The sequence below is a fragment of the Psychrobacter sp. Ps2 genome, assembly GCF_022129405.1.
In the GTDB taxonomy this organism is placed as follows: Bacteria; Pseudomonadota; Gammaproteobacteria; order Pseudomonadales; family Moraxellaceae; genus Psychrobacter.
In genome coordinates this window covers 111,817-129,339 of sequence record NZ_JADQAM010000035.1, presented here as the reverse complement: position 1 = coordinate 129,339, position 17,523 = coordinate 111,817, and the positions used below count along the sequence as shown (strand labels likewise).

Below are 17,523 nucleotides of genomic sequence, written 5' to 3'. Positions count from 1 at the left end.
CTCATGGCAAGTTTCGAATTAATATAAATATGATTAACTTGAATACTATCTACTTAGAAAATCCGCCACAAAAATTACTAGTCTCCAGACGTAACAAAGCCGCATAACGACAAGCGTCATGCGGCTTTTATTACCAACCATCCATGTTAGCGTTACGTGATACCTAATCCCGGGGCATCTCGTAACTGACAGGCATCCAGCCTTATCATCCTTAATCAGCAAACTACTTATCCCTAGTGCGACCTTTAAGATACCAATCCCTAGTATCAATGAACCGTTTCGTTCAATCGTGCCGTACAGTTATAGTCGCAGATTGACCCTTCGTTGGTAAGAGGTCTAAACGTCAATCTATGTAAGCATATGCTTACATAGATTACGTAACGTTATAATAACTTCACATTATAGCTTCTCTTCAGGGCTAAGCATTGTCTTAGGTTCTGCACTGAGCATAAGGTAAGCTGCCTCATTAATGAACGCTTCATCCTCTGGCAATTCTGGACGCTCAGCGGCTTTCATACGGCTACGTTCTTCAAATTTTGCGTCCATCGCTGCCTGATAAGTGTTCCAATTAGAGTACGGACGCTCACCAGTTGCGATAAGGCGCTTGTTTTCTGCTTCTAATGAGCGTTTTTCAATTAGCTGCATTTTAGCTCGGCGGCTATTGATATCTAAACGAACAGGTTTCTTTTCATCATCCATGTTACGAATATCATTTAGTGTCGATAGATAAGTAAACTGCGGGTCTTTTTGTTGGCGAATCTTAGACTGCTGATTGAGTGTCGCCAATGTATCACTGGTAAACTTCCCTTCAGGCTTATACGGCGCCGTTCTGATAGTGTCCCAAGGCAATGCTTTTTTCTGAGCGCGCTCGCCAAAGGTCGCATCGTCATAGATATTGACTAGCTCAACATCTGGTACGACACCTTTATTTTGCGTACTACCGCCAGTGACACGATAAAATTTACGCTGAGTTAAGGTGGCAGAGCCTAAAGCTAAGCTATCGAGCTGAATTTGCGCAGAGCCTTTACCAGTTGTCGTACTACCAACCACTAATCCGCGACCATAGTCTTGAATAGCAGCGGCAAAGATTTCACTGGCTGAGGCCGATGCTAAGTTGGTAATGACTGCCATTTTGCCATCATACAACTGCTCGCCGCCATCGTTGTCGCGGTACACTTGAATGTTACCGCGATTATCACGAATCTGTACTAGTGGTCCACTCTTGATAAAGAAACCTAGCATCTTGGCAACTTCATCTAATGAGCCACCAGGGTTATTGCGCAAATCAACCACTAGGCCATCGATATTTTGTTTATTCAACTCTTTTAACGCTTTTTCAGTATCGATACTGACGCTACGGTAGTCTTCACCATTACGGCGCGCACGATAGTTTAAGTAAAAGCTTGGTATCTCAAGTACGCCAATACGCTTTGGCGTCTTATCAATATTAGGACGCTGTACTTCTACAACTCGCTGAGTGACGCCTGACTCTTCTTGCTGAATAATGTCTCGTACTACCGTGACCGTACGGGCGCTAGCATCTGGCGTGTTAGGTTGACGTAGTTTCAGTGTGACCGATGTACCGCGTTTTCCGCGAATCAAGCTGACAATTTCACGCGTTGACCAACCAACCACATCCGTCATGGTTTCGCCATCTTTTGCGATACCGACGATCAAGTCATTGGGCTTGATTTGACCCGACTTAGCGGCTGGACCACCATCGACCAAAGTCACAATACGAGTATAATCCGGATTTTTGCGATCTGGACGAATAGAGACACCTATGCCTTCCAACTGAAGACTAGACTGGATTTGCAATTCCGTCGCTTGAATCGGTGCATAGTAATTACTGTGCGGATCATAGGTCAGCATCGCCGTATTTAAGATGGTTTCCATGATTTCATCATCTTTGAGGCGTTTAAACTGCTCTTGTTGACGCGACAAACGATTTTGCAAAATCTCATTTGGCGTACGCTCATCGTTACGTACCAAGTCTTGTCCGCGAGTAATATCTGGGTTGCTTAAAAATACTTTCTCTTTGGCTTTTTCGTCTTCTTGACCCAGCGTAATACTCATTAACTGAAACTTTAGCTGACGTTCCCAGTAATCACGCTGCTCTTTTTTGGTTTTAAAATGACCGAGTTTTTCACGGTCGAGTATGATTGTGTCATTACCTGTCAAATCAATATCTGTCTTGAGCATCTTGGTGGCCATCGCAAAGTACTCGTTTGAGCGTTTGCGGTAACGATCAAACACCTCTACCCCTGCAGATAGATCACCTTGTTTTAGGCGAGCACCAAAGTCTTCAGCGTGTTTTTTCTTCAGCTCATCGACATCAGATTGCAAAAACAACGTATGGTTTGGGTCAAGGCTATCAATATACATTGATAGGATTTCGCTACCAGTTTTACTATCTAAAGGCTGATTGAGATAATGACTGCGATCCAGCAAGGCGGCTACTTGACGGGTGGTGACCTTTTGCTCAGGAGTCTGAACGAAACTTCCCGTATTGGTCTCGGCGACTGCAGTACCGTAACTTTGAGTCAGGATAATACCAGCGATGCCCACTGACGCCGCACTGAGTAACCACTGTGCTGGTTGTTTTTTCATCATATGTACCTAGTTATTTGAAGTTAATAGTATTGGGTAATTCATCAGAATTAGAAATGCTCGAATCTGTTATGACCTATAAATGCTGCGCTTTTTATTCTTATACTTTATGCATCATTAAATACTGATATATAGTCAAAAATCAATCAATATTATCACGCGCATAAATACTGAACTGTCTCAAACTGTATAAGCAATCTTACACGCTACGTCTGTACATACCAAACTTTCTATCACTTTTATCACACATAGTAATTGAGGGCTATCAACATCGATTTGATGACTGAATCTAATGGCTATTAGCAAATTGATTTGACCCCAATAACCTGCCACATTATGCTCAGTTAATAATAACTGTCATAATAAGATATCTGAACAATGACTGCTAAGCGATAAGATAGCCATAGATAGATAACCAGTCACCCTCATAATATAACCATATATAAAATAATAAGGAACACGCGATGTACGGCGTTTTAATGATAGATATCGATAGTACCGCTTTGACCGCTGAAGATGTCAGCTTGATTAAACAAGCACAGGTCGGTGGAGTGATATTATTCGGTCGTAACGTCACAGATGCGGCCCAAGTCAGAGCACTATGCGACGATATACGTTATCACAATCAAGACATACTTATCGGTGTGGACCAAGAAGGTGGACGAGTCGCGAGGCTACGTGAAGGATTCACGCCCCTACCTGCTATGGGTCGATTGGGTGAGCTATTCAATCAAGACCCAAGCCAGGCACTTAGCTGCGCCTACGATTGCGGTTATCTAATGGCAGCTGAAGTATTAGCTGTAGGAATTGATTTGAGCTTTGCGCCTGTGTTGGATAGAGATGGCATTAGCCAAGTCATCGGTGATCGCAGCTTTCATCATGAGCCGCAAGCCATCACTGCGCTTGCAACACAGTTTATGCGTGGAATGAAAGCGGCTGGTATGGCAACCACTGGTAAACACTTCCCCGGTCATGGTGCCATCGCTCCTGACTCTCACGTATCAGAAGCCATTGATACGCGCAGCTTAGATGAAATCATTAATAGCGACATGCAACCTTTTGCTCAAACGCTACATAGTCTGGACGCTCTTATGCCAGCCCATGTGATATTTTCGCAAGTAGACGACAAGCCAGCAGGATTCTCTAAAATTTGGCTACAAGATATCATTCGAGATGAGCTTAAATTTGATGGGGTATTATTCTCTGATGATTTATCGATGGCAGGTGCGAAGGCGGCTGGTGATGTCAGTGCTCGCGTAAAAGCGGCCATTGATGCCGGTTGTGATATTGCCCTCGTATGCAACGACCGTGTGGCTGCTCATGAAGCTGCTAAAGCTGCGCAAGATCTGCCTTACCCTAACCAGCAACGTATCAAAACCATGAGCGGCAACATCCCAACATGGCAAGGCGATCTTGAATCTACCTGCCAGCAGTTTGAATACTGGCAGCAAGCCAAGCAAAATGTTACTCAGACTTTTTTTGATGCCCAAGCTGATGGTCAGACTGCTAAAGAATCAACAGACCCTACTCTGTATAAATAATAGCTTACTTAACTATCATCGAGCAGCATACAAAAAAACCGCACCTTTATAAGATGCGGTTTTTATCATTTGGCTACTATAATCAAAATAAGAACAAATAGATTAATTGGTTGGGTCTACCGCAGTACCTTGGGTAGCATCATCGCCATCTGGTAACAAATCGTCGTTGTTACTATCTAATGGGTTCATATCTGGATCTAGCGAATCACTGTTTATCATCATGCCATCATTGGCGCTGACCACTTCGTCATTGACCATAAATTCGATACGGCGATTGCGGAAGCGACCTTGTTCGGTTGAATTATCTGCGATTGGTTCTGATTCGCCCATACCTTTGGTCGTTAGTTTACTGGCATCAACCCCTTTAGACACTAGATACGCTTTCACTGACTCAGCACGCTCCTGAGACAGCTCCATATTATAGGTATCAGAGGCCTGACTATCCGTATGACCGACGATCATCAGCTTCATATCAGGTACTTTGTTGATGATTTCTGCAGCACGGTCTAACAACGCTTTATTGACTTCAGGTATAACCGCTTCGTCTACTTGGAAGTTAATCACCTGAATACTCAAAGCACGAGCAACATCACGTGGATCTGGGTTTTCACCTAGATTGGTCATCGCCACATCTGCAGCAGCCAGACTATCGTCAATCTCGCCTTGTAGGTCTAATGGACCTTCAGCTTGCACGGTCATGGCAGGAGCAGCTGCTTGTAGGTCAGCAACCAACTTGTCCAACGCGGCTTTATCAGGAGCATTGACAGTAATGTTATCGCCTTTGATAATCATGCTCGCGTTCGGTACATTTTTGATAATTGGTAATATCGTTGCCAATTGAGCGGATGCTGGCATATCTACTGCAAAATTATCATCAACGTCAGCACGGCATTTATTAGCTTCGTCACCAAATGCACCAGTCAAAGCATTCATAACATTGGTTTGTAATGTCTCATCACCCACGCTCATACGACAAGCATACAGCTCGCTATTTTCACCAGTTGCGATACTTAGTGATGCAGGCTCAATTGCGCCTGCAACCGCTAGTGCCTCATTACCTTGCGCCCCTTGCTGTACTGTAGCCGCTGGCGTTGCTACAGGTTCAGGGTTTTCTTGACAGCCTCTGAGTAGTGCCCAAGCCAATGCACCTAGGATAATCAAACCAATAATGGGTAGCAGCGCTTTCATAAAGCTCTCTTTTGGCTCTTCTTCTTTTTGTAATGGCGCTGTACTGGTGGTATCAGAAATCGGTATGCTAGCCGTAGTAGAAGTGGCAGCGACTGCACTAGCAGGCAAAACAGTACCCGCCCATGCAGGGATATGGTGTTGGTAGCTGTTCAGGTTGTCATTCAAAAATTGTGGAACTGGCGTGGTACCAGCTAAGCTTTTGATCTCATGAAAAGCCAGTGGCGCTGCCATCGCAATCAAACCACGCGAGGCAGTTGCATCGACATTGTGCTTGCCTGCCAATTCGCGAGAGATTTGGTCGCGGTGTGCTCCTTCTGTCCATACACGGTCATAAAAAGCGTTGTCATCACGGGCAATGTTTTCATTGGCAAAGCGACTAAAAGTATCGTTGTCTGCAAGACGAGCAGCAAAAATAGCATAAAACTGCTCTAATAGATTTTTCTTAGCTGGGCTACGGTCATCTTCCAATACGGCTGGACTGACGGTGCGTGTCAAATGGCTAATAATATCCATAATATGGCTCTCCCCTTAATTTTTTATTTATATCATTCGTTTGCTCAAAAAGCAGCTATATCATTCTTTTGTATTCGATCGTTATAGTATTGGTGGCGATAAATCCATCAAACTACTTTATTTGGTCTTGATTATTATAAAATTCTTAAGCTGCTATTCACAGTCTGTACGTTGTTGTGCAAATGATACAGTAAGTAATGTTTCGGATGGCACACGTAACTATAGCCAAGCTACATGAAAAGATAGGCCATACAAAAAGACACGCCATACAAAACAGCGTGCCTTATAAAAACTATCTTACTTGAGCTGGTTCAGCAACGATGACCGTGTTTGCCATCTCATCCACTTCTGAAGGGGAAAAAGGTCCCGGCGGTCTGGCCGTTTGATTATTCGAAGGAAAGTTGTTGGGAATATTACTCACGCCATTGGTAGGCAGATTGTTGGGCGCGTTATTAAAGCTATTATTGTTAGTCAAAGGAGTTGGTATCACCCGATCTCCAGTATCATCATCCGATGCTTGGTATTCGCCAGAGTTACTATTTACCCCATTATTGTTGTATTGATTATTAATCCCCGCCCCATCATCTACAAACTGATTATTTGCGTTTGCCATGTTGTTCGTAGCATCACCAATGTTGCTATTATCAGGCAACGGCAGTGGCGCTGTACTCTCGACCACCATCGCTGGTACTAAGCTTCGTATTTCTGTGACCAGTTTTTGCAGCAGCATATTGTCTGGTGCCTCCAGAGTGAGACGGTCGTTTTGCACATGTAAACGTGCAAATGGTGTTGATCTAAGCATCGTCAAGACATTGGGTAGTATTTCGGCAGGCATATTAGCGATTGTGGTTGCTACCCCATCCTGTATGTTTAATTCACAAATACTTGCCTGCTCGCCAAAGCTTGTGTTGAGTGCCTGTTGCAACGTGCTTTGCAGTGCAGCATCGCCAACGGTCGCGCTACAAGTGTACAAGTTGCCGCCGTTGTCTACACCGACAATAAGCTCAACAGGAGTTGTTGTTGGTACAGGAGGCACGGGTGCTGGTGGTGGTTCAACAGGTACTGTTGCCACGGGTTCTACTGGTATTTCATTATTGGGTTTCACTAATAAGGCCCATGCTGCTAGGGCAAGCGCAGCCAAAGCTACTATTAATAAAAATACGCGTATTAATAGATCGTTTCGTTGATTACGAGTACGCACCTGTGTACGCTTTAAGTTACGATTTTCTGATAAGTGGTAGGCTGCTGGATTGGCATGAATAGCATCACTATTGGCAATCTCATCGTCATCTAGGGCTTCAGTGTTTGCGCGCTCAGCAGTTGATATTTGCTCTATACTTTCTACATCATTATTTGTTATTGGTTTGTCTATGCCAGCTATGCCAGTATCTAAAATAGAATCATCTTGCCTATCCGATATATCGTCACTTACTGGCACATGTACTGGTACATGGTCACCATCTGAACCAAAGCTTGTTTGTATTTGCTGACCAACGCCTTGAGTAGCCGTAATCACAGTGGCTGCCCAGATAGGCAAATATGGTCGTAAAGCAGCCTGTTTGTCTTGTAGAAATGCTGGCAGAAACTGCCCATTGGCCAATACTTTTAGCTCACGATATGCCAATGGCGCGGCACTAATTAGTAATTGCTCAGTTGTCTGCTCATCAATGTGATGGGTGGCTGACAATTCTTGGATGATCGTTTTTCGCAGGCTTTTATCTTGCCATATTTGTTCAAATAAAGGGCTGTCATTATTGCTGCTAGTCATTACTTGATCAGTACGCAGCAGCTGTGAGTAAACCTGTGGCACAGCTAAACGCGCGGCCAAAACAGCGTAAAACTGCTCAAGTAAACTGACATAGGCGACATTATTGCTGTCATCATTACCCATTACAGCTGGGGTTACCGTTTGTTCTAGCTGGTCAATAATGTTCATACTCCACTGCCTCTATCAGCCTTATTTGAATGTGCAAAAACTAAGCACTTATTTTATTTTTATCTACATCATTTGGAAATGTTACTTTTTTACCTAAGGCCTTACTCATAACTAGTCTGAGCATTACCTTAGTTATTAGTGTCTTCATTACCATCGCTCTAAAAGTTTCACTTATGTGGCATGGTACACTGCTACATTATTCACTATAACCGCATAAAAAAGCATCGTTTTGTCACACAATAGGTATTCGCGTTATCGCAACTGCTGTTAGTATTAGTCTATTGCTAATGGTTAGTACTTAATACGGATCAGACGTCAAACTTATTTTTTACTCAGCCGTAACGCTTAGGCTTTGAATATTGTCATTTGTAGCTTGTCATTTGTAACATTGTCACATATCAGGCACGGCCTAAGGATTTTCCTTTGTTAAACCATACGACGCTTATTATCATTATTACCGTTATTGTCAGCTTATTGGCTTGGCAAAACAAGACGCTATTTAATCGATTGATTTTTTATCCGCCAGCAGTCAACAATGGGCAATGGGATCGCTTTGTGACCCACGGCTTTATTCATGCTGATAGTATGCATTTGCTCTTCAATATGTTTACTTTGTATTTCTTTGGGCGTGCTATCGAAGGACTATATCAGCCGTTTTTATTCGGCTACGGTTTTGTGGTCTTTTATGTGTTGGCAATTATTGTTGCTATGATTCCAAGTTACGTGAAAAATAAGAACAACGCCAGTGATTTGAGTCTAGGCGCATCAGGCGGCGTATCAGCTGTGCTGTTTGCTTTTATTCTGTTAGCACCATGGGAGAGAATTTACCTCTTTGCCGTGATTCCTATTCCTGCGATACTATTTGCCGTGGCTTATATATTTTATAGTATCTATGCGGATCGACGCGGTGGCTCAAATATCAATCACATGGCTCATATGTGGGGCGGCGCATTTGGCGTTATCGCTACGATTGTTTTGGAACCAAAAGTACTACCGCACTTTATCAATGCGTTACTATCACCAGGATTTTAGACATTTTTACGTATAGTAAAGCTATCACTTTAAAGACGGTTATACTCTATAAATACTATTTTGCGCAGGGTACACTTCTACATTTGAGATTTAGTAATACATTATGATTATAGATATTATCGGTGATATACATGGTTATGCAGACAAACTGATCGGTCTGCTGCATCAGTTGGGCTATGAGCATAACGGTCAGCATTTCGTGCCACCAATAGGTCACAGGGCCTTGTTCATCGGTGATTTAATCGATCGTGGTTCGCAGCAATTAGCCACGTTAGAGATTGTCTTTGCAATGCTAGATGCCGATGTAGCCGATGCAGTGATGGGCAACCATGAATATAATGCGCTGGCCTATGCCACGCGTGATCCTGATAATACTAGCCAGTATTTACGCTCGCACAATGATATCCATAGACGCCAACATGAGGCGTTTTTGGCAGAGATACCATTTGGCTCAGAGCAACATGAGTACTGGTTGCAGCGTTTATATGAAATCCCATTATGGATTGAGACTGACTATGCGTGTTTTGTACATGCTTGTTGGGATATAGATAGCATGGCAATACTAAAGCCCCTTCTGACTGACGATAACTGTCTGACTCCAGCAGGTTTAATCGCAACGGCTAAAGAAGATACCGTCGCCTTTGATGCTTTAGAGCGGGTGTTAAAAGGGGTTGAAACAGGCCTACCTGATGGCATTGTGATGGTAGATAAAGAAGGTACCGAGCGTACACGAGTACGAGTACGTTGGTGGCTAGATGAGCTAAATACACGCACACTTCGTGAAGTGTCTCGCGCTCCATCATCCGCATTGGCACAAATACCGCCTGACGCGTTGGCTGAAAATATTGAATTTGCGCTAAAAACTCATAAACCTGTGTTTGTCGGGCACTATTGGCTCACTGGCACCCCTGAGCCACTCAGTCCACAAGTTGCCTGTACTGACTACTCTGCTGCAGTGGATAGCGGTTATTTGACCTGCTACCAGTTAGATACCGAACAACCATTACCATTGACGGTCAATCACTTCGTTCAGCATTATCACGATGAAAAGCAAATATAAAATCGTGATATCACTGCAATTAGCGCCATACCAGTATTAAAAGTCAAACTTGGCTTTACGAGTGTAGCAAAATTTTTGTATGATGGTCTTTTTGAGGATATCCAATCATGAGCACCACGAATACTGCTGCTAACCAGAACGGTCCAATCACCTCCCCTGCTGGTCAGCCAAAAGTCGGCATTATTATGGGTTCGCAGTCTGACTGGGCGACTATGAGTGCTGCTGCGCAATTGCTTGCAGACTTTGACATTGCTTTTGATTGTGAAGTTGTCTCTGCACACCGTACGCCTGATAGATTATTTGATTATGCCAAAAGCGCAAAAGCTAATGGTCTACAAGTGATCATTGCTGGTGCAGGCGGTGCCGCTCACCTGCCAGGTATGTGTGCCAGTCAAACGCCGCTACCTGTTTTTGGTGTACCTGTAAAGTCATCTATGCTGAGCGGTTGGGATAGTCTACTGTCTATCGTACAAATGCCAAAAGGCGTCGCTGTTGGTACTTTGGCGATTGGTGCTGCTGGTGCTTATAACGCTGCCCTACTTGCAATTCAAGTACTGGCATTGCATGATGATACGATTGCTACTAAGCTCGATCAGATGCGCCAGTCTCAGACTGAGACCATTCTCGCTAGCCCAACACCAGGTATTATCAATCCTTAAGTAAATATAAATCGATTAGCTTTTATAGCAGAGTCTTCTAGATTGAAGGCTTAACGATTGAAGCTATCATTGTATATTTTTAAGTAATTCCGATTAAAGATAAGGTGCATACGGTGCACCTTTTCCTATTTTCACCCATTGAATTTTAGATTTTAATAGACAAAAGATCTTATTCACTTTTATTCAAAGAGCCTGCCATGACTACAGCAAACGCTTATCCTGTTACCCAAACCATTCGTACCATCGGTATTTTAGGCGGTGGTCAGCTTGGTATGATGCTTGCCGAAGCCGCTATGCCATTGGGTTACCAATGCGTATTCTTAGAAGACAATCCAGAATGCCCTGCCAGCTTATACGGTCGTGTCTTTCATAGCGATCAATTAGAAGACTTTATCGCAGCAGCGGATGTCTTTACGTTAGAGTTTGAAAACACGCCAACGTCTACGGTTGAGCAGCTTACCGCTTTATCAAAATCTGGCAGCAAGCAAGGTATGTTTCCACCACTGATTGCGCTTGATATTGCCCAAGATCGTCTAAAAGAAAAGCAGATGTTCAACACGCTTGATATTGCAACCGTGCCATTTATGGAAGTCAATTCTGAAACTGAGCTCAAGCACGCTTGTAAAGAATTGGGCCTGCCTATCGTTCTAAAAACCAGCCGAGGTGGTTACGATGGCAAAGGACAGTTCGTCATCAAGCAAGACAGTGATATTAAAACTGCTTGGCTAGATTTAAAAGACGCCGTCAGCGGTAAAGGGTCACTCACGCCAACGCCTGCGCCGTTAATTGCTGAAGGCTTTATTAACTTTAGTCGTGAAGTGTCTATCATTGCAGCAAGAGCGCAAAATGGCCAGGTACGCTGTTACGATTTGGTCGAAAACCATCATCACAATGGTATTTTGGCCAAAACTCAAGCGCCTGCTGTTGGTACGAGTCACTTGTTTCAGCAAGCAACAGATGCTATTACCAAAGTCATGAACCACTTGGATTATGTCGGCGTTATGGCGCTTGAATTGTTCGTCACCAAAGATGCTCGCGGTCACAACGCAATACTGGCGAATGAGATCGCACCACGGGTCCACAACTCTGGACACTGGAGTATCGAAGGCGCTATTACTAGTCAGTTTGAGAATCATATCCGTGCCGTGGTCAACTTGCCATTAGGCGATACAGATAACGTCCATCCTGCGATTATGGTAAATGTGCTGGGTCAATACCCTGATATCAGTGCAGTGCTAAATATCGATGGCGCTCATTATCATAGCTATCATAAGGCTGAGCGTGACGATCGTAAGATTGCTCATATCACCTTGATGCCTAATGATGTGACTGATTTAGAACCTGCTATGGCAAAATTGGTTGCTATCTTGCCAAACAAGGTTGGTCTAGATAAAGAATATGCAAATGTAGATACTCAGCCTAGTAAAGCAGACGTCGATGCTAAGAGTAATGCTAAGAACAGTACTCAGAACAGTGTTCAAAACGATGCCACAGCTGATGAACTAGACAATAAAGACAGCCAAACAGACAGCCTGACTGCTACTCCATCAAAATCTGAGAAGGCCAGAAAATAATGCAGATTTGGGTGGACGCAGACTCGGTACCATTGATTGCTAAAGATTTGATTATTAAAACGGCTGAACGTACCAAGACCATGGCCATATTTGTGGCCAATCAGCCGATTAAGCTACGCAAGTCGCCTCTACTTGTTATGACTGTCGTACCGTCAGGATTCGACAAAGCTGATGATTATATCGTTGAGCAGATACAGGTTGGTGACTTGGCTATCACTAGCGATATCCCCTTAGCCAATGATATTTTGGATAAAGGTGGTATGGTACTGACAACGCGCGGCGTGGTCTACGACAAAAACAACATCAAGCAAAAGCTCAATATGCGCGACTTTATGGATACCATGCGCGGTACTGGTGTCCTAGAGTTGCAGGAAATGAGCGGGCAAAAGCCCTACGGTGATCGAGATAAAAAAGCCTTTGCTGATGGTCTTAATCGCTTGGTTCGTTAATGCCTTTTATCGTTCTATCTGACGCCTACCCATCCTGTCTTCTATTAAATAACATTATCTAGCCAACGTTTGCTTCCTTGCAAACTGTATACACTCTATAACCAAACACTATTCAATCAGCACGCTTTATAACGAAGCGTGCTACCTATCTTTGTTACTCTATATTCAGTTTTTAAGATAAATAAACTTACTGAATAATTCAAAAAATAGCATTTAAATAAGAATAGGAATGATTATGAAAATTTTAGTCGTTGGTGCAAGTGGTCGAGTGGGCGGTGATTTGGTTAAGCAGTTATTGGCTGATGATCATCAAGTTATTGGCACGACTCGTCAGAAAGAAAAGTTATTTGATAATGACAATTATACCCAGCTAGATTTAGACATTACAGCAAGTAAAGACTCTATTGAAAAACAATTGGATCAGGATATTGAGGCTGTTTATTTTGTAGCAGGATCTGGTGGCAAAAACGTCTTAGAAGTTGACTTGCACGGTGCTGTAAAAACGATGCAGGCTGCACAAGATAAAGGTATTAAACGTTACATTATGTTGAGTTCGGTCTTTTCATTAGAAACTGACAAATGGGACGAAAACCCTGGTATTGCAGATCTAAAAGAATACTATATCTCTAAGCACTACGCTGATCACTGGTTAGTGAATAACAGCTCGCTGGATTACACTATCGTACAGCCAGGCGCACTAAAAGAACGCACTGGTACCGGCAAAATTACTATTGATGATACCAGCTCTGGCGAAAATGCCATCGAAGATGTAGCGACAACGCTAGCCTCGGTGCTAACCGCAGATAACACCATAGGCAAAGTCTTCAATCTACACAATGGTGATATCGATATCAATGAAGCAGTTGCTACCGTATAAGTAGATTTAGTATTAGCAGAATTGGTTGTGTTTGCTAAATTTTAGAAGCAGCCAATACAAAAGGTCGTTATCGATTCGCCAATATCTAATTGGTAAATCGGTAACGACCTTTTTATTATGTATTTAGATTACAACTAATCGAAAAAAGCTCTTTCAATCATGCTTGCCCACTGGGAAAAGAAATGACTTCTTCCAAGCTGCTTGCACCTGTCAACACCATTAGCAATCTATCCATACCGACTGCAATACCACTACATGGCATCAAATCATTGGAGGCAGCTAACAGATGCTCATCGATTGGCATTTGAGGTAGATTATGACGCGCACGTAATTGATTGTCTTGTTCAAAACGGTCACGCAATGCTTGACCATCTGCTAGCTCATCATAAGCATTAGCGATTTCAATGCCATTGATATACAGCTCAAAACGTTTCGCAATTTTATTACCGTCTTTATCCATAGCGGTTTTCGCTAACGCAGCAGTCGCAGGTGGATACTCTATAATCAATGTCGGCAAATCATGACCTAGGTTTGGCTCTACGGCGTGACTGAATAACAAATCTAACCAGCTCTGACGACGATTTTCTTCGCTATCATCAGTATTATTAAAATTAAATCCTGTCAAACCCATATCTTCTGCCACGGCTCGCAATGCAGTTAAACTCGCTGTCAACGGATGTATACCCACGAAGTCCATAAAAGCATCGACATAGCGATAATGACTCATCACAACAGAATGACCATAAAGCGCTTCTAACAACTCATTAAGTTCAGTTGCCATCTCGTCCAGACTATAATTAGGTTGATACCATTCAAGCATCGTAAATTCAATATTATGACGCGCGCCTATTTCGTTATCACGAAAGACAGGACAAATCTGATAAATAGGTACTTGCCAGCTGGCTAATAAACGCTTCATCGCAAATTCAGGCGAGGTATGCAAATAATAAGTGCGTGGACGGTCTTGATAGGTCACATGAGCTGCTACAGACTGCAAAAAAGTGTCTGTATTGCCTGCTTGGGATAATAGCGGTGTCTGCACTTCCAGTACTTGTCGACTGGTAAAAAACTGCCGAATACTACTGATAAATTGCGCGCGCTGTTGTGCCATTGCAAGTGTCATGGTTGGTGCGTAGCTAGGCTTAGAAGTAATAAGCTGCGAAAAAATGTTATTTGTTTGAGTCATTGGGCTCTACTGCGACTGATGAATAATTGGTTGCTCAGTATCTTGTTTAATTAAAACTGCCACTCACGGCGCAAGTTATAATCACGTCTCAGACCGTCGAAGTCAGCACCACTTACTTGCCCATCAACTGCTTTATTTCGTAACGAGGTATCATCTTGCATGATGTCATAAAACTTTGGCAGTCTGTCTGGATATGATTTTAATTCAGACCATAAGAACATATTTAGCGGTAGCAGATTGGACATAGATTGAGCTGGAGGTATCGCTAATTTTTCACACAGTGCATCATAAATAATTTGTGTGCCACGTAGCTTACCTTCTAGTGTATAGCCAGCGATATGCGGTGTGGCAATAGCGAGTTTGGATAATAAGCTTACTGCGACTTCTGGCTCATGCTCAAACACATCTAGCACCACTTGTCGTCCAGTACACTCAATATCTGCTTCAAGCGCGCTTTCCTCAATCACAGGCCCGCGCGCACTATTAATCAATATCGTATCCGCAGGCATCATTGCCAATGCAGCTGCATTAATCAGATGACGTGTTGGGTAATCACTACCTTTAGGATTCGTCGCATTCTTCTCATTAGTCAAAGGCACATGCAGACTGATCACGTCACTTTGGCTAAGCACCTGCTCCAAGCTAGCATTATTAGTTTTAGAGGCTGGTAACAAGGGATCATAACCTAGCACCTGCCAACCCAGATCATAGGCATATTGAGCAAGCGTACTGCCGATATTGCCAAGGCCAATGATACCTAATGTTAATGACGCCGACTGCTGCCAATACTGCGGACACAAAGTAAAAACAGCCGTCAACACATACTGAGCCACAGAATGCTTGCTACAACCGGCCGCATTGGCGAAAGTGATATTACGAGACGCTAGATAATCTTGATCTACATGGTCGGTACCAATAGTCGCAGACCCGACAAACTGCACGCTGTTATTATCAATCAATAGCGTTTCGTCTACTTTCGTCACCGACCGTATCAGCAATACATCTGACTGTACATCGGCAAGTAACGCTGCATCGATATCTCGACCAGCGACAGTAATGATATCAACCGTATGCTCAGTCAGCTGACCAAGCATAGAATCATTAAAAAAATCATTCAGACTGGCGATGTTACTGTCCGCTAAAATAGTGATATTTTTAATTGTGCTTAATTTATCGATCTTATTATTCGTCGATTCTGCCATATTCTCATTTGTCATTATTCATCGTCTCTATCGATAATTTTTTACATCGTATTTTCTAGGGCGTGTCTTCATTTCAAAAATGGAGATAAAAATGAGATAAATTGCCGTCAAACAAGAAAAATAGCGTAGATAATATCAGGATATTAAATAGCTATTTGACGATGTTTGGCAAAATTTAGCCATTTTTAGCCCATTTAGATGGCCATCGGGTGAATTGAAGACACGCCCTAATGACTCGTTATTCTGGTCCATGCACAGGATCTATCGCACGAGGGTCAGAAAGCATCACCTCCTGTTGAGCAAATATCTCATTCTTATGCTGCGATATCCACTCGCGCCATACTGCAAGCCCGATAGCCAGCACGACAGGCCCAATAAACAAACCAACAAAACCAAATGCTGTAAGACCACCTAATACCCCAATAAAAATAATGATAAAAGGAATTTTGGTCGCGCCGCTAATGACGATAGGACGAATCAAGTTATCCACCCAGCTAATCACCAATACACCCCATAGTGCCAAGCCAATACCTTCTGCAGTATGGCCTTGGCTCAATAGCCAAATCGATACACTGCCCCAAACGAATGGCGTGCCAAACGGAATCAAGGCAATAATAAAAGTAACAATGGTCAATAAAATAGGACTTGGTGCACCAGCGAAGTAATAGCCGATACCTGCCAGTGTCGCCTGTGCCAACGCTGTTAAACCAATACCGTAGACTACGGCACGTGTGGTTGTACCTACAGAATCGATGTAACCGTCGATGCGATTGCCGATGATGTTACGCAGCGCTTGACGAATCTGCCGAACCAGACTGGTGCCATCTCGGTAAAAGAAGAAGAGCGTCATTAATGCCATACCGAGTTTGGCCAAACTACTGAACACCACATCAAAGGCTATTTTGCCATAATATAAATGCGACTGAACCCAAATGCGAAAAGCTTCTAGCGTTCCTTCTGGGTTTTTATTGATACGCCACAGTACGTCTTTGACTTGCTGACCGATGATAGGCAAATCTTTGAGGGAGTCAGGCACATCTAAGTAGCCCACCTTAATACGGTAAATCAAGTTACTAATTAAACTCAAAGCTTCTTGCTGCAAGATAAACACACCGATGACCACTGGCACGCCAATTATCAGTGAAATGCTCACCGTCATAATAGCGGCACTAAAATCTGGGCTTAGCTTCACCTTTTCATGGAAGAAATTATAAATAGGAAAAGTCACATAGGCCAAAATCGCTGCCCACAGCGCTGGTACAATAAAAAACTGCACCACTTGAAAACACAATACGAATAGCACCACTAGCAACGTAATTGCCAATAAGCGCTGAATAATAAATTCTTTTGTCCAGTTTTCAATCATAGCGTATAAACCAAAAGCGGACAGCAAACGATAGTTTTGCTGGCGAGTTTATAAATGTGTGATGAATATCAGCTCTTAGACACTGTCTGTAAGCCATATCCATTAGCGAGAATTGCGAATCATACAAAAAAGCATTGGGTCGGACTTATGAAGTCATATGAGGATTAAGTAACATGACCATTAAATAGTATGACTATGTCCAGTTCTATACTACAAATTCATAGCCATTTATTATTGTAGATAAAATAATAAAAATGCAGCTAGCACACTTTATTATGCAATAAAGCGTGTGAATTATATAACGCGTTGTTGTAATCTTTACTTACAACT

General features: G+C 43.0%; 13 protein-coding genes. 7 read left to right on the top strand and 6 right to left on the bottom strand.

The features are described from left to right. Positions 1-399: 399 nt before the first annotated feature. Entirely contained in the window at positions 400-2,610 is a 2,211-nt protein-coding gene (locus I3254_RS03345) for a carboxy terminal-processing peptidase (RefSeq protein ID WP_101205548.1), read from the bottom strand. Between the two features lie 464 nt (positions 2,611-3,074). Between I3254_RS03345 and nagZ the strand changes: the two genes are divergently transcribed. Continuing rightward, positions 3,075-4,151 carry a beta-N-acetylhexosaminidase gene (nagZ, locus tag I3254_RS03340; protein ID WP_238051147.1) on the top strand — a complete coding sequence of 359 codons (1,077 nt, stop codon included), beginning with the start codon at positions 3,075-3,077 and terminating at the stop codon, positions 4,149-4,151. Between the two features lie 102 nt (positions 4,152-4,253). Here the strand turns inward: nagZ and I3254_RS03335 are convergent, their stop codons facing one another. Together I3254_RS03335 and I3254_RS03330 are read right to left on the bottom strand one after the other, a co-directional pair. Then, positions 4,254-5,852 (bottom strand): OmpA family protein, encoded by a 1,599-nt coding sequence (locus I3254_RS03335; protein WP_238051145.1) that lies wholly within the window; start codon positions 5,850-5,852, stop codon positions 4,254-4,256. A 292-nt stretch (positions 5,853-6,144) separates the two neighbouring features. Further along, positions 6,145-7,788 carry a hypothetical protein gene (locus tag I3254_RS03330; protein ID WP_238051143.1) on the bottom strand — a complete coding sequence of 548 codons (1,644 nt, stop codon included), beginning with the start codon at positions 7,786-7,788 and terminating at the stop codon, positions 6,145-6,147. Between the two features lie 423 nt (positions 7,789-8,211). Here I3254_RS03330 and I3254_RS03325 point away from each other — a divergent pair, with 423 nt between their 5' ends. From I3254_RS03325 to I3254_RS03300, 6 genes are all read left to right on the top strand, one after another. Further along, positions 8,212-8,820: a rhomboid family intramembrane serine protease gene (locus I3254_RS03325; RefSeq protein WP_238051134.1), complete on the top strand. Its 609-nt coding sequence runs from the start codon at positions 8,212-8,214 to the stop codon at positions 8,818-8,820. A gap of 103 nt (positions 8,821-8,923) precedes the next feature. Beyond that, a complete protein-coding gene (locus tag I3254_RS03320) occupies positions 8,924-9,880 on the top strand; it encodes a metallophosphoesterase (RefSeq protein ID WP_238051132.1) in 957 nt (318 codons plus the stop codon). Positions 9,881-9,987: 107 nt separating this feature from the next. Continuing rightward, the gene (gene purE / locus I3254_RS03315) at positions 9,988-10,539 is read left to right on the top strand and encodes a 5-(carboxyamino)imidazole ribonucleotide mutase (protein WP_238051130.1); all 552 of its coding nucleotides are present in this window, start codon (positions 9,988-9,990) and stop codon (positions 10,537-10,539) included. Between the two features lie 197 nt (positions 10,540-10,736). Further along, complete coding sequence (locus tag I3254_RS03310) at positions 10,737-12,113, top strand: 5-(carboxyamino)imidazole ribonucleotide synthase (protein ID WP_238051128.1); 1,377 nt, start codon at positions 10,737-10,739, stop codon at positions 12,111-12,113. Continuing rightward, positions 12,113-12,562: a DUF188 domain-containing protein gene (locus tag I3254_RS03305; protein WP_102090782.1), complete on the top strand. Its 450-nt coding sequence runs from the start codon at positions 12,113-12,115 to the stop codon at positions 12,560-12,562. The genes I3254_RS03310 and I3254_RS03305 overlap by 1 nt, the downstream gene beginning before the upstream one ends. A gap of 235 nt (positions 12,563-12,797) precedes the next feature. Continuing rightward, positions 12,798-13,439 (top strand): NAD(P)H-binding protein, encoded by a 642-nt coding sequence (locus tag I3254_RS03300; protein WP_238051127.1) that lies wholly within the window; start codon positions 12,798-12,800, stop codon positions 13,437-13,439. A gap of 157 nt (positions 13,440-13,596) precedes the next feature. Here I3254_RS03300 and epmA read toward each other — a convergent pair whose 3' ends face one another. The 3 genes from epmA to I3254_RS03285 all read right to left on the bottom strand — a co-directional run bounded on the left by epmA (position 13,597) and on the right by I3254_RS03285 (position 17,193). Next, positions 13,597-14,625 carry an EF-P lysine aminoacylase EpmA gene (epmA, locus tag I3254_RS03295; RefSeq protein WP_238051117.1) on the bottom strand — a complete coding sequence of 343 codons (1,029 nt, stop codon included), beginning with the start codon at positions 14,623-14,625 and terminating at the stop codon, positions 13,597-13,599. Between the two features lie 50 nt (positions 14,626-14,675). After that, positions 14,676-15,785, bottom strand: a complete 1,110-nt coding sequence (locus I3254_RS03290; RefSeq protein WP_238051168.1) for a 4-phosphoerythronate dehydrogenase — start codon at positions 15,783-15,785, stop codon at positions 14,676-14,678. Positions 15,786-16,065: 280 nt separating this feature from the next. Further along, on the bottom strand, positions 16,066-17,193 hold the full coding sequence (locus I3254_RS03285; RefSeq protein ID WP_238051116.1) for an AI-2E family transporter: 1,128 nt from the start codon (positions 17,191-17,193) through the stop codon (positions 16,066-16,068). Between the last annotated feature and the right edge of the window lie 330 nt (positions 17,194-17,523).

Excerpts from the sequence above, each read along its gene's own strand:
- I3254_RS03345 (WP_101205548.1), bottom strand. The coding sequence starts at position 2,610 with ATGAAAAAACAACCAGCACAGTGGTTACTCAGTGCGGCGTCAGTGGGC.
- nagZ (WP_238051147.1), top strand. The coding sequence starts at position 3,075 with ATGTACGGCGTTTTAATGATAGATATCGATAGTACCGCTTTGACCGCT.
- I3254_RS03335 (WP_238051145.1), bottom strand. The coding sequence starts at position 5,852 with ATGGATATTATTAGCCATTTGACACGCACCGTCAGTCCAGCCGTATTG.
- I3254_RS03330 (WP_238051143.1), bottom strand. The coding sequence starts at position 7,788 with ATGAACATTATTGACCAGCTAGAACAAACGGTAACCCCAGCTGTAATG.
- I3254_RS03320 (WP_238051132.1), top strand. The coding sequence starts at position 8,924 with ATGATTATAGATATTATCGGTGATATACATGGTTATGCAGACAAACTG.
- purE (WP_238051130.1), top strand. The coding sequence starts at position 9,988 with ATGAGCACCACGAATACTGCTGCTAACCAGAACGGTCCAATCACCTCC.
- I3254_RS03310 (WP_238051128.1), top strand. The coding sequence starts at position 10,737 with ATGACTACAGCAAACGCTTATCCTGTTACCCAAACCATTCGTACCATC.
- I3254_RS03305 (WP_102090782.1), top strand. The coding sequence starts at position 12,113 with ATGCAGATTTGGGTGGACGCAGACTCGGTACCATTGATTGCTAAAGAT.
- I3254_RS03300 (WP_238051127.1), top strand. The coding sequence starts at position 12,798 with ATGAAAATTTTAGTCGTTGGTGCAAGTGGTCGAGTGGGCGGTGATTTG.
- epmA (WP_238051117.1), bottom strand. The coding sequence starts at position 14,625 with ATGACTCAAACAAATAACATTTTTTCGCAGCTTATTACTTCTAAGCCT.
- I3254_RS03285 (WP_238051116.1), bottom strand. The coding sequence starts at position 17,193 with ATGATTGAAAACTGGACAAAAGAATTTATTATTCAGCGCTTATTGGCA.